Origin of the sequence: Bacillus sp. SIMBA_005 (genome assembly GCF_046535585.1) — a bacterium.
GTDB classification, from domain to species: domain Bacteria; phylum Bacillota; class Bacilli; order Bacillales; family Bacillaceae; genus Bacillus; species Bacillus pumilus.
On record NZ_JAWRWI010000001.1, the window covers coordinates 45,365 to 66,331 of the forward strand.

General features: G+C 40.5%; 24 protein-coding genes, 2 riboswitches and 1 other annotated feature. Of the genes, 18 read left to right on the plus strand and 6 right to left on the minus strand.

What is annotated here, in order from left to right; genetic code table 11:
- Positions 1-29 precede the first annotated feature (29 nt).
- From purU to SB660_RS00285, 6 genes are all read left to right on the plus strand, one after another.
- Complete coding sequence (gene purU / locus SB660_RS00260; RefSeq protein WP_169056367.1) at positions 30-932, plus strand: formyltetrahydrofolate deformylase; 903 nt, start codon at positions 30-32, stop codon at positions 930-932.
- Positions 933-975: 43 nt separating this feature from the next.
- Positions 976-1,194, plus strand: a binding site (T-box leader).
- A gap of 55 nt (positions 1,195-1,249) precedes the next feature.
- Positions 1,250-2,347 carry a glutamate 5-kinase gene (proB, locus tag SB660_RS00265; protein WP_180309119.1) on the plus strand — a complete coding sequence of 366 codons (1,098 nt, stop codon included), beginning with the start codon at positions 1,250-1,252 and terminating at the stop codon, positions 2,345-2,347.
- A 12-nt stretch (positions 2,348-2,359) separates the two neighbouring features.
- On the plus strand, positions 2,360-3,607 hold the full coding sequence (locus SB660_RS00270; RefSeq protein WP_061407497.1) for a glutamate-5-semialdehyde dehydrogenase: 1,248 nt from the start codon (positions 2,360-2,362) through the stop codon (positions 3,605-3,607).
- Between the two features lie 124 nt (positions 3,608-3,731).
- Positions 3,732-4,868: a Rap family tetratricopeptide repeat protein gene (locus SB660_RS00275; protein ID WP_061407500.1), complete on the plus strand. Its 1,137-nt coding sequence runs from the start codon at positions 3,732-3,734 to the stop codon at positions 4,866-4,868.
- Positions 4,858-4,992 (plus strand): hypothetical protein, encoded by a 135-nt coding sequence (locus SB660_RS00280; RefSeq protein ID WP_003211284.1) that lies wholly within the window; start codon positions 4,858-4,860, stop codon positions 4,990-4,992. The genes SB660_RS00275 and SB660_RS00280 overlap by 11 nt, the downstream gene beginning before the upstream one ends.
- 153 nt (positions 4,993-5,145) lie before the next feature.
- Positions 5,146-5,574, plus strand: a complete 429-nt coding sequence (locus SB660_RS00285) for an organic hydroperoxide resistance protein (protein ID WP_044138892.1) — start codon at positions 5,146-5,148, stop codon at positions 5,572-5,574.
- A gap of 32 nt (positions 5,575-5,606) precedes the next feature.
- Here SB660_RS00285 and SB660_RS00290 read toward each other — a convergent pair whose 3' ends face one another.
- Positions 5,607-6,053 (minus strand): MarR family winged helix-turn-helix transcriptional regulator, encoded by a 447-nt coding sequence (locus SB660_RS00290; protein WP_061407503.1) that lies wholly within the window; start codon positions 6,051-6,053, stop codon positions 5,607-5,609.
- Positions 6,054-6,214: 161 nt separating this feature from the next.
- On the opposite strand from SB660_RS00290, the gene ohrB reads away from it, so the two are divergent.
- Positions 6,215-6,631: an organic hydroperoxide resistance protein OhrB gene (ohrB, locus tag SB660_RS00295; protein WP_061407506.1), complete on the plus strand. Its 417-nt coding sequence runs from the start codon at positions 6,215-6,217 to the stop codon at positions 6,629-6,631.
- Positions 6,632-6,687: 56 nt separating this feature from the next.
- Here ohrB and guaD read toward each other — a convergent pair whose 3' ends face one another.
- The 3 genes from guaD to SB660_RS00310 all read right to left on the minus strand — a co-directional run bounded on the left by guaD (position 6,688) and on the right by SB660_RS00310 (position 11,005).
- Positions 6,688-7,158, minus strand: a complete 471-nt coding sequence (guaD, locus tag SB660_RS00300) for a guanine deaminase (RefSeq protein ID WP_012009701.1) — start codon at positions 7,156-7,158, stop codon at positions 6,688-6,690.
- A gap of 139 nt (positions 7,159-7,297) precedes the next feature.
- Positions 7,298-9,586 (minus strand): 5-methyltetrahydropteroyltriglutamate--homocysteine S-methyltransferase, encoded by a 2,289-nt coding sequence (gene metE, locus SB660_RS00305; protein WP_410580846.1) that lies wholly within the window; start codon positions 9,584-9,586, stop codon positions 7,298-7,300.
- A gap of 154 nt (positions 9,587-9,740) precedes the next feature.
- Positions 9,741-9,933, minus strand: a riboswitch (cobalamin riboswitch).
- 112 nt (positions 9,934-10,045) lie between these two features.
- Positions 10,046-11,005, minus strand: a complete 960-nt coding sequence (locus SB660_RS00310; RefSeq protein ID WP_012009704.1) for a S8 family peptidase — start codon at positions 11,003-11,005, stop codon at positions 10,046-10,048.
- A gap of 446 nt (positions 11,006-11,451) precedes the next feature.
- Here SB660_RS00310 and SB660_RS00315 point away from each other — a divergent pair, with 446 nt between their 5' ends.
- The 7 genes from SB660_RS00315 (at position 11,452) to SB660_RS00345 (ending at position 17,437) form a co-directional block, all read left to right on the plus strand.
- Positions 11,452-12,138: a response regulator transcription factor gene (locus tag SB660_RS00315; protein WP_058014183.1), complete on the plus strand. Its 687-nt coding sequence runs from the start codon at positions 11,452-11,454 to the stop codon at positions 12,136-12,138.
- A 3-nt stretch (positions 12,139-12,141) separates the two neighbouring features.
- Complete coding sequence (locus SB660_RS00320) at positions 12,142-13,491, plus strand: sensor histidine kinase (protein ID WP_180309116.1); 1,350 nt, start codon at positions 12,142-12,144, stop codon at positions 13,489-13,491.
- Between the two features lie 66 nt (positions 13,492-13,557).
- A complete protein-coding gene (locus tag SB660_RS00325) occupies positions 13,558-14,247 on the plus strand; it encodes a PepSY domain-containing protein (protein WP_058014181.1) in 690 nt (229 codons plus the stop codon).
- Between the two features lie 93 nt (positions 14,248-14,340).
- Positions 14,341-14,859: a PepSY domain-containing protein gene (locus tag SB660_RS00330; protein ID WP_058014180.1), complete on the plus strand. Its 519-nt coding sequence runs from the start codon at positions 14,341-14,343 to the stop codon at positions 14,857-14,859.
- Between the two features lie 76 nt (positions 14,860-14,935).
- Positions 14,936-15,076, plus strand: coding sequence for a hypothetical protein (locus SB660_RS00335; RefSeq protein WP_003212346.1), 141 nt, complete (start codon positions 14,936-14,938; stop codon positions 15,074-15,076).
- A gap of 131 nt (positions 15,077-15,207) precedes the next feature.
- Positions 15,208-15,371: riboswitch (M-box (ykoK) riboswitch) on the plus strand.
- Between the two features lie 207 nt (positions 15,372-15,578).
- Positions 15,579-16,937: a magnesium transporter gene (mgtE, locus tag SB660_RS00340; protein WP_061407521.1), complete on the plus strand. Its 1,359-nt coding sequence runs from the start codon at positions 15,579-15,581 to the stop codon at positions 16,935-16,937.
- 101 nt (positions 16,938-17,038) lie between these two features.
- Complete coding sequence (locus SB660_RS00345) at positions 17,039-17,437, plus strand: hypothetical protein (protein WP_410580850.1); 399 nt, start codon at positions 17,039-17,041, stop codon at positions 17,435-17,437.
- Between the two features lie 85 nt (positions 17,438-17,522).
- Here the strand turns inward: SB660_RS00345 and SB660_RS00350 are convergent, their stop codons facing one another.
- On the minus strand, positions 17,523-18,386 hold the full coding sequence (locus SB660_RS00350) for a LysR family transcriptional regulator (RefSeq protein ID WP_061407528.1): 864 nt from the start codon (positions 18,384-18,386) through the stop codon (positions 17,523-17,525).
- Between the two features lie 214 nt (positions 18,387-18,600).
- Between SB660_RS00350 and SB660_RS00355 the strand changes: the two genes are divergently transcribed.
- Both SB660_RS00355 and SB660_RS00360 read left to right on the plus strand, forming a co-directional pair.
- Entirely contained in the window at positions 18,601-18,972 is a 372-nt protein-coding gene (locus SB660_RS00355) for a cupin domain-containing protein (protein WP_081042290.1), read from the plus strand.
- Positions 18,973-19,181: 209 nt separating this feature from the next.
- Positions 19,182-19,691: a MepB family protein gene (locus tag SB660_RS00360; RefSeq protein WP_180309114.1), complete on the plus strand. Its 510-nt coding sequence runs from the start codon at positions 19,182-19,184 to the stop codon at positions 19,689-19,691.
- 103 nt (positions 19,692-19,794) lie between these two features.
- On the opposite strand, the gene SB660_RS00365 is transcribed toward SB660_RS00360, so the two are convergent.
- Positions 19,795-20,124, minus strand: coding sequence for a MerR family transcriptional regulator (locus tag SB660_RS00365; RefSeq protein WP_012009715.1), 330 nt, complete (start codon positions 20,122-20,124; stop codon positions 19,795-19,797).
- Positions 20,125-20,315: 191 nt separating this feature from the next.
- Here SB660_RS00365 and SB660_RS00370 point away from each other — a divergent pair, with 191 nt between their 5' ends.
- Together SB660_RS00370 and SB660_RS00375 are read left to right on the plus strand one after the other, a co-directional pair.
- Positions 20,316-20,471, plus strand: coding sequence for a hypothetical protein (locus SB660_RS00370; RefSeq protein WP_088004413.1), 156 nt, complete (start codon positions 20,316-20,318; stop codon positions 20,469-20,471).
- Between the two features lie 39 nt (positions 20,472-20,510).
- Positions 20,511-20,675 (plus strand): hypothetical protein, encoded by a 165-nt coding sequence (locus tag SB660_RS00375; protein ID WP_061407531.1) that lies wholly within the window; start codon positions 20,511-20,513, stop codon positions 20,673-20,675.
- The last annotated feature ends 292 nt before the right edge of the window (positions 20,676-20,967 follow it).

Here is a 20,967-nt window from a genome sequence, read left to right on the forward strand (position 1 = left end):
GAATGAAAACGTAAATGAGGTCATGATACATGAGAACTTTGATAACAGAGAAACTTGAATTACACAGACAAAAGCATGAGCAAAAAGGAAGATTGCTTGTCAGCTGCCCGGATCAGCCTGGAATTGTATCAGCTGTTTCTTCCTTTTTATTTGAGAACGGAGCAAATATCATTGAATCCAGCCAATACACAACAGACCATGAAAGCGGCCGGTTCTTTTTAAGAATTGAATTTGATTGGAAAGATATCTCGGCAAATATGGATCAGCTGAAGCAGCAGTTTGAGCCAATTGCAGCATCTTTTCAAATGACGTGGAGCATGTCGCGTGCAAGTGAGCTTAAAAAGCTGGCAATCTTTGTGTCAAAAGAGCTTCATTGTTTACATGAGCTGCTATGGGAATGGCAAAGCGGCAATTTGATGGCTGAAATTGCGGTCGTGATCAGCAATCATGAAACGGCAAAAGATACAGTAGAAGCGCTTGGAATCCCGTTCCATTTTGTGAAGGCGAACAAAGACATTCGCAAAGAAGCGGAAAAACAGCAGCTCGCATTATTAGAAGAGTATGATATTGATGCCATTGTGCTTGCTAGATACATGCAAATTTTAACACCTGCTTTTATAGAACAGCACCCGAACAAAATCATTAATATTCATCATTCCTTCCTGCCAGCGTTTATCGGTGCGAATCCATATAAGCGGGCATATGAGCGAGGTGTCAAATTAATTGGCGCAACTTCTCATTATGTGACCAATGATTTAGACGAAGGACCGATCATTGAACAGGATATAGAGCGTGTAGATCACCGGGATGATGCGGAAGCTCTAAAAAATATTGGTCGAACAATTGAGCGGAGTGTGTTAGCACGTGCCGTCAAATGGCATCTAGAAGATCGAATTATTGTGCATGAGAATAAAACGATTGTATTTAATTGACCGCTTGACTTTTCCTTTGCAATTGGTGATAATATAAAAAAATTAACGAGCGTTGAAAAGGAATAGTAAGCAGGAACTGATGCGTAAAGAGAGCAAATGACATGCTGAAACATTTGCCGCAGACAGCTGCTGAACCTGCCCTTTGAGCCTTAGAGGAAAAATCTAAGCGCGTGCCTGGCGTTACAGGAGTTGAGTGGAATAAGCTGGAAGTATGCTTATTCAATGAAGGTGGTACCACGGAAAATCCCTTTTCGTCCTTTACATAAGGAGAAAAAGGGATTTTTTTGTGCCTAAAGGTATAGCGGAGGGAATCAATAATGAAAAAGCAAAGGATCGTCATCAAAATTGGCAGCAGTTCATTAACAGAGCAAAAAGGAGCCATTGATGAACAAAAAATGCAGGATCATGTGAAAGCGATAGCAAAGCTGAAAGAGGCTGGGCATGAAATTATTTTAATTTCATCAGGAGCCGTGGCAGCAGGGTTTGGCAGCTTAGGGTATCCATCAAGACCTGTGACCTTAAAGGGAAAACAGGCAGCAGCAGCCGTTGGACAGGGCTTGTTAATGCAGAAATATACAGAACTATTTTCACAGTTTCACATGACACCTGCACAAATGCTTTTAACCCGTAATGACTTTTCAGATCGAACAAGATATCGAAATGCTTACGCAACGATGATGGAGCTGCTGGAAAGAAAAATTTTACCGATCATTAATGAAAATGATTCTGTCTCCATTGAGGAGCTTACTTTTGGGGATAATGACATGCTGTCAGCTCTTGTCAGCGGTTTAATTCATGCAGACCAATTGATCATCTTAACAGACATTAACGGAATTTATAATGCAAATCCAAATGAGCATCCTGATGCGAAGCGTTTTGATGTACTAACACACATTTCAGAAGAATTGTTTTCATATGCGAAGAGTACAGGCTCAAAAGTGGGAACAGGCGGGATGAAATCAAAGCTGTCTGCTGCACAAACGGCACTTTCACTAGGCGTGAAAGTCTTCATTGGTACAGGCACTGGTGAAGATAAGCTGCTTCATATTCTTGCGGGTCAAGGAGACGGAACGTATATCGGAGAACAGGACTTATCAGCGATCAACAACCGTCGTCAGTGGATTCAATTCCATTCACCCGTTTCTGGGAAAATCATGATAGATGCAGGAGCAGAAGCGGCGATTTTGCATCATGGGAGAAGTCTTCTTCCAGCTGGAGTTATTGATGTCGCTGGTGACTTTTCTAAAGGAGAGGTCGTTGAAGTCGTCGGTCCGAATGGGCTAGTAGGTAAAGGACAAACCTTGTACGCATCCGATGAGCTTCTCGGTATTAAAGGACTGCGAAGTGATGAGCTTTCAAATGAGAAGCCTGAAGTCATACACAGAGATCACTGGGTACAGCATGTACAAAACTGAGGAGGGAATACGATGAATGAAGTTCTTGAAAAAGCAAAAAAAGCAAGTGTAGCCAAAGATCAGCTGCTCCTAAAAACGACGGAACAAAAAAATGCAGCTTTACATGCCATCGCAACGGCACTTAAAGCATCTTCCGCTTATTTACTCGATGAGAATAAAAAAGATGTGCAGGCTGCCGGGGAAAAGCAGTTCACGCCTTCTGTTATTGACCGGATTACACTCACAGAAGAGAGAATAGAAGCCATCGCAGACGCGACCCTTCAACTCATTCACCTAAAAGACCCAATTGGTGAAACATTAGAAACCATTCGAAAAGAAAACGGTTTGTTCATTGAAAAGGTGCGTGTGCCTCTTGGAACGGTTGGAATGATTTATGAAGCAAGACCAAACGTGACTGTAGATGCTGCCACCCTTTGTTTGAAAACTGGGAATGCTGTTATTCTTCGCGGGAGCTCCTCTGCCATTCATAGTAATAAAGCGATTGTGAAGGTGATCCATGAAGCGCTTCACACAACAGATATTCCAGTAGACAGTGTGCAATTGATTGAAGATACAGGCCGTGAAACGGCGAAAACGCTGTTCACTTTAAATGAATATTTGGATGTTCTTATTCCGCGCGGCGGGAAAAATTTAATTGATCTTGTCGTGAGAGAGTCTACCGTGCCAGTGCTTGAGACAGGGGCAGGGAACTGTCATATCTACATTGATGAAACAGCGAAAAACGAAATGGCTGAGCAGATTGTGCTGAATGCTAAAACCCAAAGGCCATCTGTTTGCAACGCGATCGAGAGCATTGTCATTCATGAAACATGGGCAAAAACATATGGCGCTTCATTATTTGAAGCCCTTCATGCAAATGGGGTAGAAATACGGGGCGATGAAGCTGTATGTGCCCTTGCGCAAGGTGCTTCATTAGCGAGCACAGAGGACTATGAAACAGAGTTTTTAGCGCCGATTGTCAGTATTAAAACCGTAGAGAGCATAGAAGAAGCGATTCAGCATATACAAACGTATAGTTCCAAGCACTCTGAAGCGATCATTACGGAAAATGATCAAAATGCGTCACTTTTCTTAACAGCTGTCGACGCTGCCGCTGTCTATCATAATGCTTCTACTCGGTTCACAGATGGCTTTGAATTTGGCTACGGAGCAGAAATAGGGATTAGCACACAAAAACTGCATGCAAGAGGACCTATGGGTCTGCCTGCCTTAACCTCTGAAAAGTTTGTCATTCGCGGTCAAGGACAAATAAGAGAATAACGAATTCAAAAGAGAGTCTTGTGACAATAGGCTCTCTTTTTCCTTTCATTTTTGTATTTCTTCGGTCAAGTATGATAAAATATGGTAATGTTTTATATTTTGAAAAGATTGGAGAAGGCAACGTATGGCGAAAATCATTCCCTCTTCGGATATTGGAGTGAAAATCAACAAGTGGTATGAATTAATCCGCAGATTTGATTCAGAACAAGCAGAACAACTAAAGCAGGAAATTCGCACCTCTCTTGATTCAATGGAAGAAGATCAGAATTTGCTTCTCTATTTTTCTTTAATGGAATTCAGACATGAGGTCATGCTCGATTATTTAAAGCCATTAAAGGAAGGAAAGCTTCGCGCCAACTTTTCCGAGCTTTCGAAAGAAATAGATGAGCATCAAACACATGTCACAGGCATGCTTGAATACTACTATCATTTTTTCAGAGGCATGTATGAATTTGGCCGTAGGCAGTATATTGCTGCCATCTCGTCTTATCAAAAGGCAGAGCACAAGCTTTCTTTTGTGTCAGATGATATTGAACGTGCGGAATTTCATTTTAAAATGTCAGAAATATATTATCACATGAAACAAACACATATCTCGATGCATCATGCCAAACTGGCGCTGGATGTCTATATTCAGCACGAGCTATATGCGCTTCGCACGATCCAATGCGAATTTATTGTGGCAGGTAATTATGATGATATGAGAAGACATGAAAAGGCATTACCACATCTCGAGAGAGCGCTTGCGAGATCAAGAGACTTTCAAAATGTGCGTTTTATTGCTTCCTCTTTGTTTAATATGGGCAACAGTTATTACCGAATGGGGGATCTTGACCGCGCACTCGAACTAATGAAAGAATCCATCTCGTTATTTGACCAAAATCAATCTGATCACCTTCGTCGATCCATAGACCCTCTTTATACAGCCGCTCAGATATTATACAAACAAGGTAAACACGAAGAAGCCTTACACTACAGAGAAGAATGTATGAAGCGAGCAGAAGCACTTCAGGATGACATTCATATTCAAAAGACGATATTTTTAGAAGCATTGTATTTAAAGCAAGATGCGGAGCATATTAAACGAATTTTTCATTTTTTAGAGTCTGCCTATGCATATCCAGATATAGAGGAGCTGGCATTAGACACCGCAAAGTATTATAATGAAATGGAAGATTATGAAAAATCTTCCGCGTTCTACGGAGAAGCAGAACATGCTCGAATCTATATTCAGAGAGGGGATTGTTTATATGAATTTTAAAAAATGGGCAGTCGTCTGTACAAGCATCACCATCTTGGCGTTATGGCTGGCAGCAGCAAATGCCGACCCGGATAACAGAAACCATACGCTACAACAACCAAATGCGCAGCATGACATCATCTAAAAGCCCTTATTAAAGGGCTTTTTTTACTGTCTACATAAAAGAGAGGCAAGAAGGAAATCTTAAAAAAAGAGTGTGTATTCGTTGACTCTTAAATTTAAATTGTGTACAATTCAATTGTAGCAAATATTATTGGAGAGAAAGAGGGTTATATACATGTCAGAAGTTTTATTTACTGCAACGGTATCAGCTGTCGGAGGAAGAGAAGGAAAGGTTGTTTCAACTGATGGAGTGCTTGAGCATGATGTAGCAATGCCTGGAACACCAAGAGCGAAAAAAATAGAAAAAGCAACAAATCCAGAGCAATTATTTGCAGCAGGCTACTCTGCATGTTTTGATTCAGCCCTTCAAATGGTCGCAAGACAAGAGCGTATCCGTTTTGAAAGCGAAGTAACAGCACATGTGAGTTTAGTAAAAGACAGTTCAGATGGCGGCTTCAAACTAGGCGTTAAGTTAGAAGTAAAAGGAACTGGAATCGAGCAATCAGCATTAGATGAGCTTGTTCATAAAGCACACGGCGTATGCCCATATTCAAAAGCAACTCAAGGAAATATCGAAGTAGAATTAGTAGCTGTCGCACAATAATTGATATCATAAAAGGCTGAGGGAATATTCCCTCAGCCTTTTGATTGTGTTAATTTTTGCAAAAGCTCATGTAAAGAGGCGCGCAGCGTTTTTAACTCTTCTTCCGATCTGCCTGTCCCAGACAGCATCTGAAATGGAATTGAAGTAGCCTTCTCTTTTAGCTGCCCTCCATATTCCGTTAAACGAATTTGCACAGAACGTTCATCCTCTTTTGAGCGCTCGCGGATGATGAGTCCGTTTTGCTCCATCCGTTTCAGCATAGGTGTGAGTGTACCGGAGTCTAAATATAAAAGCTCACCCATCGTTTTCACATTTAATGTCCCATGCTCCCACAATAAAAGCAGTGCCAAATATTGCGGATACGTAATGTCTAACTCTTCTAATAACGGTTTATACTGCTTCGTCATCTCTCTTGAACTTGCATATAACAAGAAACAAAGCTGATTTTCCAGCTTCATGTGCTCGAATTCATTTGTCATGTCAGTCACCAACTATTTTTTGTCATACTTATTATTGTATAAGATTTTCTTCTTTTTTAAAATAAATACAGCCCAAAAACGAAAAATTATTTAATGTGCGATAAATGTTTGAGAAATGGATAGAACGTGAAAGGAATAAATAGATAAAGGAGGAGATAAAGATGAAACCATTATTCACAGCAAAAGTAAAGGCACAACACGGAAGAGCTGGACATGTTCGCTCAGAAGATGGTGTGCTCGATCATAACATTGTCATGCCTAATGCAAAGAAAGACGGAGAAACTGGTACGAATCCAGAGCAATTATTTGCAGCGGGCTATGCAGCTTGTTTCGGAGGGGCACTTGAACAAGTAGCGAAAAAGCAAGGGATCGACATTGAATCAGAAGTCGAGGGACATGTCAGTCTGTTAAAAGATGAAAGTGATGGCGGATTTAAGCTTGGTGTCAAGCTGATTGTATCTGCAAAAGGCCTTGACCATGACAAAGCGAAAGAGCTAGTCGAGGCTGCGCATGAATTCTGTCCATATTCAAAAGCAACAAGAGGGAACATCGAAGTAGAGCTTGAAGTGGCTGAATAAAAAGGTTCTCTATCACTCTGAAAAAAGAAACACCTGCTCATGAGCAGGTGTCTTTTTTAATATTCTTTCTTTTGTTCGTATGTTGCCCATGCTTCAAATGGTGCAAGGGTTTTTTGAAGTGTCAGCTGATAAAATGGAATATTTCTTGATTCGTAATCTTTATTGATTTCTTCATAAATAAATGAGTCATCAAAACCAGAAACTGCCGCATCCTGATGTCCAGCAGCAAAATAGACCGCTTTTGGTCTAGCCCAGTAAATAGCGCCAAGGCACATCGGACAAGGCTCACAGCTTGTATATAAAATACAATCTTCTAATTGGTATGTATTCAGCGTTTGGCACGCCTTTCGAATGGCTGTGACCTCAGCATGTGCGGTTGGATCATTCGTTGTTGTCACATTGTTGCTTCCCTCGGCAATAATCTGTCCATCCTTGACAATGACTGCTCCAAAAGGACCGCCAGTACCACTATTGACTCCTTCTACTGCAAGGTCAATTGCGCGTTGTAAAAAATCTTCGTGATTCATTGTCTTCCTCCCTTTGTTCGTCTGACTTCTCTAGTATAAACGAATCATGCTAGAAAAGGAAACCTTCTAGTAGATGGTCAATCAGGACAATTTACGCATAAAAAATCCCCCGCCAGGATAGCAGGGGAGAGGAAATCAATTATGCATGCTGCGTCAGCTTTTTACGAGCGACTTCAGCCGCCGTCACCATGTTTTTCAAAGCAGCAATGGTTTCAGGCTCTTGTCTCGTTTTTAGTCCACAATCAGGATTCACCCAGAAGCGATCTGTTGGGCATACGTTCAATGCATCATCAATGATTTGACTCATTTCTTCGACAGATGGAACGCGCGGGCTATGGATGTCATATACCCCAAGACCAAGTCCTTTCAAATACGGATGTTTCTCTAAATAATCGAGGAATCCGCCATGACTGCGTGAATGTTCAATTGTGATCACATCGGCATCAAGGTCTTCAATCGTATCGACAATATCCTCGAAGTTACTGTAGCACATATGTGTATGAATTTGCGTTTCATTTTGAACAGATGATGTTGATAGACGGAATGACTCTGCTGCCCAGTTTAAATAGTCTGCCCAATCACTTTCTTTGAGCGGAAGACCTTCTCTTAGTGCAGGTTCATCCACTTGAATGACTTGAATTCCTGCTTCTTCTAACGCTTCTACCTCTTTACGTAATGCGAAAGCGATTTGGAAGGCAATGTCCTTTCGAGAGATATCTGTTCTTGGGAAAGACCAGTTTAAGATCGTGACAGGACCTGTCAGCATTCCTTTGACCTTTTTCTTCGTTAAGCTTTGTGCGTAAACCGTCTCTTTCACGGTCATTGGCGCTGTAAACTCAACATCTCCATAAATAATTGGCGGCTTCACGCAGCGTGATCCGTAGGATTGTACCCAAGCAAATTTCGTAAAGGCAAATCCGGCTAGTTTTTCACCAAAGTATTCAACCATGTCTGTACGTTCAAATTCTCCATGTACGAGAACGTCCAGACCGATTTCCTCCTGAATATCAATCCATCTTTTTGTTTCTTCCTTAATAAATTCATCATATTCTGCATCTGTCCATTCATTTTTACGCCATTTTTGACGAGCACTTCGCACTTCAGCAGACTGCGGGAAGCTGCCAATGGTTGTTGTTGGCAAGAGCGGCAGTTCAAGAGATTCGTTTTGGATACGAAGGCGCTCTTCAAAGGCAACTGGACGTTTAAAGTCTTTCGATGAAAGATTGTTGCGTTCTTTTGTGAAATCCGCATTGGTTCCTTTTGCAAATTCTTTTAAAGTAAGAAGTGCTTGTTTGGCTTCATTGATGGCGGCTTCAATCGCTGCGGCGCCTTTTGTTAAGCCTTCTTTTAATGTTGTTAATTCAGCCAGCTTTTCAGTAGCATAAGACAGTCCGTTTAATAGTTTTTCTTCAAGCTGTTCGCTTGGGTGTTTTGCAACGGGTACATGCAGCAAACTGCTTGATGGCTGCAGCCATACTTCCTTCGGCTGAGCGTCAGCAATAACCTCAGAAACGAATGACAATCTTTCGCCAAGATCTGATTTCCAAATATTTCTTCCATCAATGATGCCTGCTGCTAAAATTTTGTCTTTCGGGAAGCCGTGCTTTTTCACTTGATCAAGATTGCGCCCTTGATCATGGACAAAATCAAGACCGATGGCTTCAACAGGATATGTGACTAGCTCTTCATACGCATCTACTGAATCAAAGTATGTTTGAAGAAGAATATTTAAGGCAGGTACGGCTTCTTTGATCGTTTGATAGATTTCTTTGACGGCTTTCACGTCTTCATATGAAGCTGTGACAAGTGCTGGTTCATCAATTTGTACCCATTTGACGCCGGCTTCTTCAAGTTCTTTTAAAAGCTGAGTGTAAAGTGGGATGAGACGCTGCTGAATCTCTTTTACTTCATTTGGTTCATAGCCTTTAGAAAGTGAGACAAATGTATAAAGACCAAGTACAACAGGTTTTGTTTCAACACCAAACGCCTTTTTCACCTTTTCGTAAGCTTCAAGCGGTTTGTTATGTGTGAGTTTGAATTCGGTGCTTTTTTCGTATTCTGGAACGATGTAGTGATAGTTTGTATTAAACCATTTTGTCATTTCACTTGAGACAGCATCTTTTGTTCCTCTTGCCATCGCAAAGTATGTATCTAGCGGGTCTTTTAAGCTGCGGAAGCGCTCTGGAATCCAATTGAACATAACAGCAGTATCGAGCACGTGATCGTAGAAGGTAAAGTCTCCAGAAGGAACAACATCAATTTGTTGATCAATTTGCGTTTTAATGGCAACTAAAAATTGTTCATCAAGTGTGCTTAAGAGGGTTTCGCGGTCTGTTTGACCTTTCCAATAAGACTCAAGTGCTTTTTTCCATTCTCTGTTTAAACCAATTCGCGGAAAACCTAGATTACTTGTTTTAACAATTGTCAATTCCAATTCCTCCTCTAAATATAAAAAGACACTTACACTCATGGTGAAGATTGATGAGGGCAAATGTCTGGTTTAAAAAGACAAAATGTGTGTGCGAAATAAGGCGTGAGCAGAACTGACGCTTTTTTCCGACATCTCCTATCAATCGTAGGGGGTTTGATGTGATAGAGCGGCTGGTATCCTGGCTGGTGAATCTGCAAGCTTTTCATCCTTCCCGTCCTTATGACAGTGGATTCATAAGAAAAGCTCTCCTCACTCACAGTGGCGGGACCGCGCCGGATTTTCACCGGTCTTCCCAATTAAAATTCGATGTGTGATTCGAATTACCGACTCTCAAACTATGAATTTATTGTGTTCGATTATATAACGTCCACTTCATTTCGTCAAAGTAAATTTTGAATAATTTTAATTAAAAAAATCCTGAGAAAATTCGATCTATTCTCAGGACCTCTATTCAAGTTATAGAGATAAAAGATCTGCTTCCAATGTCTTTTCTAAAAGCACATCAGGTGCAGTTAAATATAAAAATCCATTCCCAACGAGGGCTTTCGACTGCTTCAGTGGCAGGGTTCTTCTGACAAGCTGAGCATAGACCTCAGGCTCTGACAGCTTGCGCTGGAACGCTTCTTCCTCGGCATTTTTTATAATGGCTAGTGCACCGCTTACGTGTGGGGCGGCCATTGAGGTGCCTGTCAGTCTGCCGTATTTATGGTTAGGGAGAGTGGATAAAATGTCTTCTCCTGGAGCGACGAGGTCGATTTCTTTATTGGCGTTGGAGAATTCAGAGGATTCTCTTGCAAGGGAGACAGAGCCGACGGCAATGACTTCATTGTATGCTGCTGGGTAGGAGAACTCTTCCGTACGCTCGTCTCCGTCCCCTTCATTTCCTGCTGCGCACACAACAAGTACTCCGCTTTTTACCGCGTTTTGAATGGCTTCCTGTAAGGCGGGCTCATTGCTTGGACCACCGAGAGACATAGAAATAATATCCACCTTCTGCTCAGCGGCATAGTTAATCCCGTTAATGATCCATTCATATTTCCCGCTGCCATTTTCGCCGCCAAGAACTTTCACGATCAGCAGCTTTGCTTCAGGGGCAACCCCTAAAATTCCACCATTTTGATCTGTAGCAGCAATCGTTCCTGCTACATGGGTACCATGTCCGTTATAGTCTTTCACATTTTCAGCATCTCCGTTGTCATCATCGGTAAAGTTTTTGCCTCCGATAATCTGATCTTTTAAGTCGGGATGCTCCGTGTCGCAACCTGTATCAAGGACAGCAATGGTTATGCCTTTTCCTTTGAAGCCACTTGACCAAAGTTCGGGTGCTTTAATCTCCTGAATACTTTCCGGCGTCTCTTTCGCTTCCATCACATTGGCTTTTACTTCATACGGAATTAAGCGAATTTCACCTTTCATAAGAAAGCCCTCCTTATTTTGTTTTCAAAGTAGATTCAGGCTGCGTAATGTTATTGTATAAAAGAAACTTTTGATCGGAAAGGGTCAATTGTAATAATTTTTCAAATAATCAATCTATTATCAAAAGTGCAGTTCTTCTCACATCTTGACGAAAGAACTCATCTTTTGAGGAAAACTCTTGATATCATATGAAAAAGAGGGAAATGCTGCATAGTGAGCTTGCACCTGTTTAGAGGAAAATGGGTGAAAAGGACTAAAAGAGGCAAACTACATAACAATGAGATCAAGCAATAAATGCGATGTGAAAAGGATGTGTAATGTTTTTGTTGAAAAATAAATGTTTCCTTCATAAAAAAATAGACGTGAAGATTGTGTCTGTTCCAAATGCAAAAGGCAACATATAATAATGGAAAGACAAGCTTGCCGTTTAGATAGGAGAGATAGAGATGAACAAAGGGAAGATACTCGTAGTTGAAGATGAAAAGAAAATTGCAAGGGTGCTGTCACTAGAGCTTGAGTATGAAGGGTATGAGGTGACGGTCAAAGAGACAGGAATGGATGGACTACAGGCTCTTGAAGAAGAAAGCTTCGATCTGGTGCTGCTTGACGTCATGCTGCCGGAATTAAGCGGTCTTGAGGTGCTGAGAAGAGTTAGAAAGACAAATACAGCGACACCTATTATGTTGATTACAGCAAGAGATAGTGTGCCTGATAAGGTAAGCGGACTTGATCTTGGAGCGAATGATTATATTACAAAGCCTTTTGACATAGAAGAATTATTAGCGCGAATTCGTGCGCAACTCAGATTGAATATAAACGAGCAAGAAGAGAAGGAGACAGAGCTCAGCATAGCAGATTTGACTGTCAACGAGAAAACAAGAGACATACAAAGAGCAGGCCAAATGCTTGAACTCACGCCGAGAGAATATGACCTGCTCGTCCACCTGCTGAAGCATCAGCAGCAAGTGCTCACAAGAGATCAGCTTTTAACAGCTGTTTGGGGTTTTGATTATTTCGGTGATACGAACGTGGTGGATGTCTATATTCGTTATTTAAGGAAAAAAGTCGATTACCCATTCGAAAAACAGCTGATTCACACAGTGAGAGGTGTGGGTTATGTGATGAAAGGATAAAGAATGAGATTAAAAAATAAGATCCAGCTTTATACGTCGTTGTCATTGTTTTTAATGGTGCTCTTATTCCATACAGCCATTTATTTTATTTTTTCAATCACCTTGACGCAAAAAGATATGTCCCGGCTGTCTGAGGTGGCTGAAAATATCGCCATTGCTTTAAAAAAATCAGAAGAAGAAGGTCTTCCATCATCAGAGCTGCTGAAAGCCTACCTGCCCCAAAATGGCATGATCCGTGTCGTGACAGAAACGGGTGAATCAAAGCTGACTGTCACAAAGGAGTCAACGTTTAGTTCACTGCCTTTTACATATGAATCTGGGCAGACAGCAGAAATCAAAGAATACAACAAGCATATGGTTGCGTTCGCTGCGATTCCGGTTATTTGGACAAATGGCGAGATTGTGTCGCTCCAAGTCTATGAAGAAATCGAAAATACGGAAGAGAACTTAGCGTTATTAAAAATGATTTTAGTTGCTGCGGGTGTTTTAATTATTGTGCTTTCTTATTTTGCAGGCCATATTTTAACAAAACAAATCGTTCGGCCGATTAGTCGAATGACGAGTACCATGAAGGCGAGTATGAGGGAGAAGGCGTTTAAACGAATCGAATTAACAGGCGATTCTAAGGATGAATTGTATCAAATGGGCCAAACCTTTAATGAAATGTCAGAAATCCTCGAGAAGCATTATGAAAAAGAGCAGCAATTTCTGCATGATGCCTCACACGAGTTGAAGACGCCGATTACGGTCATTATGAGCTACAGCAATTTACTCAAGCGCTGGGGGCAAACACGTCCAGAGGTTATAGAAGAATCCTCCCAAGCGATACATGATGAAGCGAAAAAAATGAAAAGACTGACAGATCAATTGCTGACACTGGCGAAAAATGGTCAGCCGCTATATGTGGATATGAAGCCAGTTGATCTTGGTCATTTGTGCAAGCAGCTTTGCCATACACTTGAAGTGGCCACTAATCGAACGATTCAATCTCGTGTGCAAACAGATCAGCCGCTTATTGCGGAAGGAGACGAAGAGAAAATCAAACAGCTTTTGACCATCTTGATTGATAATGCGGTCAAATATAGTACAGAGCCAGTTGATGTGACCTGCGGATGGAGAGGAGAGACGCCGTTTATTTCAGTCATTGACCATGGGATTGGCATAAAAGAAGAGGATCTCCCAAAAATCTTTGACCGCTTTTTCCGTGTAGATGAAGCAAGAAACAGTGAGACCGGCGGAACAGGTCTTGGTCTTTCAATTGCGAAGCAAATTGCAGAAGAGCATGGAGCTGAGCTGAAGGTAGACAGCCGAATCGGCAAAGGGACAACCATGACCATTCTTTTTCCAAAATAAATGGGTCTTTTCTCATCAATTTCTCATTTCCTCCTTATAAAATAGGAAATAGGAAGGAGGCGCTGCATGTCTAGAAAAACGAAAATGGTGCTTGCGCTCGCAGGATGTCTCGTCGTTCTTGCGGCCTTTGCAATGCTCATGATTCAAACCATTGATCAAAAAATATTAAGTGAAGCAGAAATCAAAAAAATGATTGCAAAAGACTACAATGGAAACATTACACAGATTGATTTAATCAATCATAAACAGGACTATACATTGACGCTGGAAAATGCAAATGGCATTTATCAAATCATTGCATCTTCTGCAAGCGGTCAAATGAAAGAGATTAGACAAATAAAGAGCTATCAAAAACCAAATGAAAAAAATGCTGAGCTTCAAGCAGAAGAAGCGGCTGTTAAAAAGGTGAGCGGTACGGTCATTCAAAAGAAAGAAAAGTCCGATCGTTATATCTTTACAATCCAATCAAAAAAAGAATTATATCAAGTCGATGTTGACAAGCAAACGTTTAAAGTGCTTGAAGCAGAAAAGAAAAACCCGACCTCTAAAGAAAAGAAAATGACAAAAATCACGGTCGAAGAAGCCATCCGAATTGCAGTAAAAGAAGTCGGAGGGACAGTGGATGATGCTGATCTTGAAACATTTAGCGGTATGCTCGTATTTGAGGTGGAGCTGGATTTGCCTGACGGGCGGGAGGCAGAGGTGCTTGTAAACGCATATACAGGAGATATTGAAGGAATTACGTACGAAAACTAATCCTTTTCTCATGATTTTCTCATGTTTCTTTCCTTCCTTTATCATCTTGTTTCTTTAAGATAAAGGAGAAATCAAATAGAGGAGGATATGAATATGATGAAAAAAGTACTAGTAGCTACAGCATTAACAGGAACTCTTGTCGCAGGTGGTTTCACACTTCAAGCGCAAAATACAAATCAAACAGCACACGCGGAGCAAGTGGTGCAAAAGAAATCTTCGTTTGTCTCTAAGAAACAAGCAGAAAAAGCTGCCCTAAAAGTGGTGAAAGGGTATGTGGACGATGTGGATCTTGAGCGTAAAAAAGGAAAATGGGTGTATGAGGTTGAGATTAAAAAAGGCGGTTTTGAATATAAAGTATATGTCGATGCCAAAACAGGAAAAGCGCTGAACGATCCAGTCAAAGAAAAGAAACAGAATGTGAAAATTACTAAAAAGCAGGCTGAACAAATTGCTCTTGCAAAAGTAAAAGGAACAGTCACAGATTCTGATTTAGATAAAGAAAATGGTGTGTACTTATATGAAGTCGAAATCACCACACCAAAAGGCGAGGAAGTTGATTTTGAGATTTCCGCTAAAACAGGCAAAATCCTAAAGCAAGAATGGGATGATTAAGCCATCACGAAACCTTACACTTTCATGTGTAAGGTTTTTGCATTGGGACAAACTACGGGAAAGGAGGCGAGAGAATATGAAGAAAAAAGAAGAAGAGCAAACAATGGACCATGCGGAATATGTTCCGCATCCTGACGGAGAAGGATATGCTTTGTTTTTGCATGATTCCTTTCATCTCCTCTCCCAAGAGGATATGAATCAGCCAGAAGAGGAATAAAGACATGAAAGGGCGATGGTCTACTTTGTCTATCGCTCTTTTTTTCAAATGTAAGCGAATACATAAGGAAACTTGGCATCTTGCTTATTGACATCACTGCGCTTTTTCTGTAATCTCAGTGTGTCAACAATATGAGACTTCGTTAGGTGAGGCTCCTGTATGGAGATACGCTGCTGCCCAAAAATGTCCAAAGACGCCAATGGGTCAACAGAAATCATCGACATAAGGTGATTTTTAATGCAGCTGGATTTTTCCTATGCCATACAGTGCTAAAGCTCTACGATTGAAGGAGCAAGTGTTTATTTGTCATGCTTACAAAGCGCCTTCATTCGGTTGAAGGTGTTTTTTTATGGGAAAAGGAGGTGTGGGGATGGATCATCCCGATTCGAGACACATAGAGAATATGTCAAAAGATCAGATTGAGACATCAGATAGAGGAGATCCTGACCCCCGCACATTCTAAGGGATTCGGGTATCTCCTGACTTTGGGGAGGTAACAGCGATGATACAAAATATAACGTACGATGAACTCATTTTACGCATCATTATTTTACTAAGGGATGGAAAACGAAAAGAATTTAAAAACATTATGGAAGAACTTCAGCCATATGATATGGCCTACTTATTTAAAGAACTTCCAGAGAAACACCGCAGCCGCTTCCTCAGCTTTTTACCAGTCGATGACGTGACAGAAATGATGGGTGAGCTGGAGCGGGAATATCAAGAAATCGTTCTTGAAAAAGTAGGGAAAGACAAAGCGACCTTCGTCACAAACAAAATGGATAACGATGATCTAGCCAACTTGTTTGATGAGATGGAGGATGAGCTAAAGGATCAGCTATTATCTAACATGGAAGCAGAGGAATCCAAGGCCGTCCAGCTTCTTATGAATTACCCTGCTGAGACAGCGGGACGGATCATGACCAACCGTTACGTTTGGATTCCTCAGCATTTTACAGTACAGGATGCAGTTGTGAAGCTGAAAAGCTTTGCTGAAATCGCGGAATCAATCAACTATTTATATGTGATTAATGACCAAAAACAGCTTGTAGGCGTTCTCTCATACCGGGATCTCATTTTAGGTGAACCGGATGAAAAGGTACAGGATCTCATGTTTACAAGAGTCATTGCCGTTGGAGCCTTTCAGGATCAGGAGGAAATCGCAAAGCTGATTGAACGATATGATTTCCTTGCGATTCCTGTTGTGGAAGAGAACAATGTCCTAGTCGGAATTGTTACAGTTGATGATATCATTGATGTTGTGATTCAAGAGGCAGGCGAAGACTATGAAAAGTTTGCTGCCTCTGGTAAAGATATCACGTTCGACACACCGGCATTTGTGGCGGCATACCGCCGTCTTCCGTGGCTCATTTTGCTCTTGTTCATTGGGCTGATTTCAGGCAGTATTTTAAATTATTTTGAAGATACCCTTCAGCAAGTTGTTGCTTTAGCGTTCTTTATGCCGATGATTGCCGGAATGACAGGTAATACAGGGACACAGTCTCTTGCCGTCGTCATTAGAGGGCTCTCAAAAGAAGAATTAACGAAAAAAACCATTATGCGCCTTATTTTTAGAGAGCTGAGAACGAGTATTTACATTGGGATTGTTTGTTCCATTATTATTACAGTTGTCGCAATGGTGTGGCAGGGCAATATGATTTTAGGTTTTGTTGTCGGTTCCTCGCTGCTTGCAACACTGATTATTGGGACAATGGCAGGTACGGTCGTGCCGATTATTTTACACAGATTAAATGTGGACCCGGCCATTGCATCTGGGCCGCTGATCACAACATTGAATGATATTTTATCCTTACTGATCTATTTTGGAATTGCAACAGCATTCCTTCATACACTGACGTAGCATGAAGACTGTAAAACGTGACGTTTTACAGTCTTTTTTGAATAAAGATTGCATATAGCGCTTCCATCCTTTACATTTTAAGGAGAAGGTGGGAGAGAAAAATGAAGAAGTTTTTATTCATTTTCATGTGCATTGTTTTGCTAGGTGCATGTTCAAGAGAAGACGAGGGGAAAGACAGAAGACTGGTGGCAGCAGAGCATATGATTGAAGCTATTAGCGAAGGAAATAAACGAAAAATAGAAAATATCTATGTTGAAGGCGCTGTCCCAAGTCCGAATGACATTCTAAAAATGAAAAAAGAATGGGGCATAGAGACACTTTCTTATGATGATTTTCAATTGGAAGAAGCCAGCATTCATGTCTTTCATGCGAATTACGAAGATGAAAAAACAGGGGAGAAAAAGGCACTGGCCATGCGGGTCATAGAAGATCCTGAAAAAGGCGGTGTACGGATTGACTTTGTAGGGATCGTTGAAGGAACTGACGCTTCCTCTCAATGAAAGCTAAAATGATTTTATTGAAAAGGATAGAAGAGCTGAAAGAATGTCGCTCTATCTATCCTCTTTTTTACCATAAATGACCCGATCACATATGAGTTATGCCCAATAATTCCATAAACCGTGAGAGGGCACTAGTCATGTACGAATCGCGACGCCTTATAAACACAGTGGGCACGATTCTATGTGGTTCCGGTAAAGGATGACAGGTAAATCTGCCTTGCATCCGAGATTCAACCATAGATTTTGGTAATACGGTAACCCCTAGCCCGTTTTCAACGCATTTAAGCACGCCCTCTAAAGTGCCATATTCCATTACCTTCATCGGAGCAAAGCCATTGCTCTCTAACCATCGTTGCCAACGCCCCAAATAGATGCAATGCGCAAATGACGAAAGCAATGGTTCATGTAAAATTGATTCTACCTGGAATTCCTCCTCAGAGTAGCTTGTAATGAGAACAAGGGATTCTTCTAATACCGGATATTCAATAATGTCGGGATGAAGAATGGGCCCATCAACCAATGCACCGTCTACCTTGTAGTTGAGAATAGCATGAACCTGATCTACAGTAGGTGCCATATACATGCTTAATTCTACTTGTGAAAATGTCTTGTGATATGCTGCGAAAATGCTGGGCAATCTTGTCGAAGCGGTAGACTCTATAGATCCAATGTGCAAAGTTCCTCGCGGAGTAGAGGAAAGCTTTACGGCCTCTATCGCTTCTTCAAAATTGTAGAGTAATTTGTTTGCATATGGCAGCAGTTCTCGCCCTGCAGGCGTTAAGGATATCTTTTTGTGATATCGATAGAAAAGAGGAACACCTAATTCTTGTTCAAGACGCTGGATTCGTGCAGTGACATTCGACTGCACATAATTTAATTTCTCGGCAGCTTTTGTAATGCTTTGTTCAATAGCGACTGCTTTAAATATCTCCAAAGATGTAATATCCAAAATAATGCTCCTTTTTGCATCACAATTTGTGATGAATGATACACTATTTTTTGATTTTACGTGATCCAATAGAATAAGTAAACTTAATCATACAAGAGGTTGATGCTTATTGTGTCCCTTGGTGTCTGATGATAAGGAGGAGAATTACAAGGTAGGGAGTTTTAGTTTAGAAAAGGTAAAAAAGACGTTTCCAAGTAAATGAGGAGGGAATTTATTGATTTCAAAGGTGAATATCCAAGAGAAATTTTCGCAAATAAATGATTATTGGAATCCTAGAATAAGTGGAGAGTTGAACGACTCATACATGAAAATGGTAAAAATTAAGGGTGAATTCATTTGGCATCATCATGATGACGAGGATGAAATGTTCTTTGTATGGAAAGGAAATCTAGTCATCCGTTTTAGGGATAGAGAAATAGCGCTTCATGAAGGGGAGTTTCTTGTGATTCCAAAAGGAATTGAACATCAGCCATTTGCTGAAGAAGAAGTTCATTTGCTCTTGATTGAACCAAAAACGACGCTAAACACGGGGAATGTGGTCAATGAACGAACTGTTTCGATTCCTGAACGAATGGATGAACGCTAGATCGACTGCACTTAACAATATACTAAACGTTATTTGATAGAGTGTTGGTTCTTAGAATGAAATGTTATTGAACGCCGCCTGAAAAAAGTAAATTTAAACTGATTCCTTGCTTATATAGCTAATTTCACTTAATAGGATTTGGCATTGTGCTCAAATTAAGATAATGTTGAAAGTTTGTTGGAATAAGTAATAAATAAGGGGATAAAGCAGTGAATGAATTTTATAACGCGTTAACATATGTCAATAAAATGTTTTATGAACCTAATCGTCTGTCTTTGAAAGCTGTCCGAGAAGAAGTCCAAAATTCGGATTATGGAGCTTGTGTGTTTCAGCTAAATTCAAAGTCGATTCGATTTAGAGTGGCAAAAATAACGCCTACTAAGATAGGACAGTTTGTTGCTTTTTGGGAAAAGGATGAGGAAAATAAAAACCAGCCTTTTTCATATGAAAAAGCTACGGATTTATTGGTGATCAATACCTTTACTAGTGAAAATGATTTTGGTCAATTCGTTTTTCCAAAAGAAGTTCTTGTAAAACAACATATTCTTAAAACAGATACGACAAAAGGAAAAATGGCCATGAGAGTTTACCCTAGCTGGGATAAGCCTGCTAGCAAACAAGCTATCGAAATGCAGAAATGGCAATTAGAATATTTTGTTGGCATGAACAATACAAATAGTTTGCCAGCACAAGAACTATTAAAGCTATACTCTAACTAAAATAGCTCTAAGCCGTAAATGGAACGGAGACAGCAAAAAAGCTGTCTCTTTTTCATGAAGCCATGACCAAAAAGCCTAAAAGAGTCAGCGATACTTTATTTGTTTATCGATTTTTGTAACGGAAGTGTGCGTTAATTTGCCCTTCCAGCATCTTTTTCTTATATTGTCCGCTTTTTAATGCCTGTTCTTTTTTCTTCATGTCTTTCAAAATCTCCGCTGTTTGCACACCGTCTTCTCGTTTGTTGGCGATATCCATTAATCGTTCTACATCAGAAAAAGAATATTTACGCGTGCCTCTTGTAGAGCGCTGGGGGTAGATGAGTCTGCGTTCCTCATAATATCGGATTTGCCTGACGGATAGCCCTGTTAATTCACTGACAATCCCGATTGAAATGACTTTTTTATCTTTATAAGATACATCTTCCTGCGTCATATACTCACCCCTGCAAGTCTTTTCTTCATATTATACAGAATGACAACGAAAAACACCTATCATTTGTTAGAAAATATAACACAAAAACTCAAGAATGAAAAAATGATGGAAGGAAAGTTCACAACATATGTGAAGTGATTGCTGCGCATGCATATAATAATGATGAGTTGAATGAGAAGGAGGAGCATATGATGGAGCAAACACAGATCATCTGTATGGCAAAAGAAATCATCGCATTAGATATAAAGAGGGATGAATTACTGGAGCGATTCATGCAGGCGGCAGGTCAGAATGCACATGCTCTTCTAAGAGCCGTACAAAATGATTTGTATAAAAGGTCTTCATAAGCACCTGGTCCATATCATATTGATAGGAGGGGATAATCGGTGCGGCGTATCTTAACAGAAGCTTTAGCAAAGGAAAGGCATTATTATACGAAACAGCTCTGTTCATTGGGCGTGTACAGTCCTAGTGCGGCCAAGAACATGACAATTAGTGACTTAAAAAAAGAGTATCACTTCTTTTTCAACAAAACAGAGCGTGATTTGTGAAAATCCCTTGAAGTGTGCGCATGTCACATTAAGGGTTCTTTTTTTGTTTAATATTATAGCAATATTGAATTTTGTAGAAATTTGACGAATGCAGTGTAAGAAAACATAGAGTCTTTACAGATTATGTTAAACCTTGTCGTATCTTGATGGTTTGCTAAAAAACCTTTTTTTCGAGATGGTTATGAAAAATAAGAAGGATTTTAAAAGTTTATATCGAAATCTTATACATAACACGAATGGAGTCACTTATGTGGTTGAAAGGGTTTTCAAAAACGTACTTCTATTTTTTACG

Bases quoted from the DNA above. Each gene is read 5' to 3' on its own strand.
- purU (WP_169056367.1), top strand. From the start codon at position 30: ATGAGAACTTTGATAACAGAGAAACTTGAATTACACAGACAAAAGCAT.
- proB (WP_180309119.1), top strand. From the start codon at position 1,250: ATGAAAAAGCAAAGGATCGTCATCAAAATTGGCAGCAGTTCATTAACA.
- SB660_RS00270 (WP_061407497.1), top strand. From the start codon at position 2,360: ATGAATGAAGTTCTTGAAAAAGCAAAAAAAGCAAGTGTAGCCAAAGAT.
- SB660_RS00275 (WP_061407500.1), top strand. From the start codon at position 3,732: ATGGCGAAAATCATTCCCTCTTCGGATATTGGAGTGAAAATCAACAAG.
- SB660_RS00280 (WP_003211284.1), top strand. From the start codon at position 4,858: ATGAATTTTAAAAAATGGGCAGTCGTCTGTACAAGCATCACCATCTTG.
- SB660_RS00285 (WP_044138892.1), top strand. From the start codon at position 5,146: ATGTCAGAAGTTTTATTTACTGCAACGGTATCAGCTGTCGGAGGAAGA.
- SB660_RS00290 (WP_061407503.1), bottom strand. From the start codon at position 6,053: ATGACAAATGAATTCGAGCACATGAAGCTGGAAAATCAGCTTTGTTTC.
- ohrB (WP_061407506.1), top strand. From the start codon at position 6,215: ATGAAACCATTATTCACAGCAAAAGTAAAGGCACAACACGGAAGAGCT.
- guaD (WP_012009701.1), bottom strand. From the start codon at position 7,158: ATGAATCACGAAGATTTTTTACAACGCGCAATTGACCTTGCAGTAGAA.
- SB660_RS00310 (WP_012009704.1), bottom strand. From the start codon at position 11,005: ATGAAAGGTGAAATTCGCTTAATTCCGTATGAAGTAAAAGCCAATGTG.
- SB660_RS00315 (WP_058014183.1), top strand. From the start codon at position 11,452: ATGAACAAAGGGAAGATACTCGTAGTTGAAGATGAAAAGAAAATTGCA.
- SB660_RS00320 (WP_180309116.1), top strand. From the start codon at position 12,142: ATGAGATTAAAAAATAAGATCCAGCTTTATACGTCGTTGTCATTGTTT.
- SB660_RS00325 (WP_058014181.1), top strand. From the start codon at position 13,558: ATGTCTAGAAAAACGAAAATGGTGCTTGCGCTCGCAGGATGTCTCGTC.
- SB660_RS00330 (WP_058014180.1), top strand. From the start codon at position 14,341: ATGATGAAAAAAGTACTAGTAGCTACAGCATTAACAGGAACTCTTGTC.
- SB660_RS00335 (WP_003212346.1), top strand. From the start codon at position 14,936: ATGAAGAAAAAAGAAGAAGAGCAAACAATGGACCATGCGGAATATGTT.
- mgtE (WP_061407521.1), top strand. From the start codon at position 15,579: ATGATACAAAATATAACGTACGATGAACTCATTTTACGCATCATTATT.
- SB660_RS00345 (WP_410580850.1), top strand. From the start codon at position 17,039: ATGAAGAAGTTTTTATTCATTTTCATGTGCATTGTTTTGCTAGGTGCA.
- SB660_RS00365 (WP_012009715.1), bottom strand. From the start codon at position 20,124: ATGACGCAGGAAGATGTATCTTATAAAGATAAAAAAGTCATTTCAATC.
- SB660_RS00370 (WP_088004413.1), top strand. From the start codon at position 20,316: ATGGAGCAAACACAGATCATCTGTATGGCAAAAGAAATCATCGCATTA.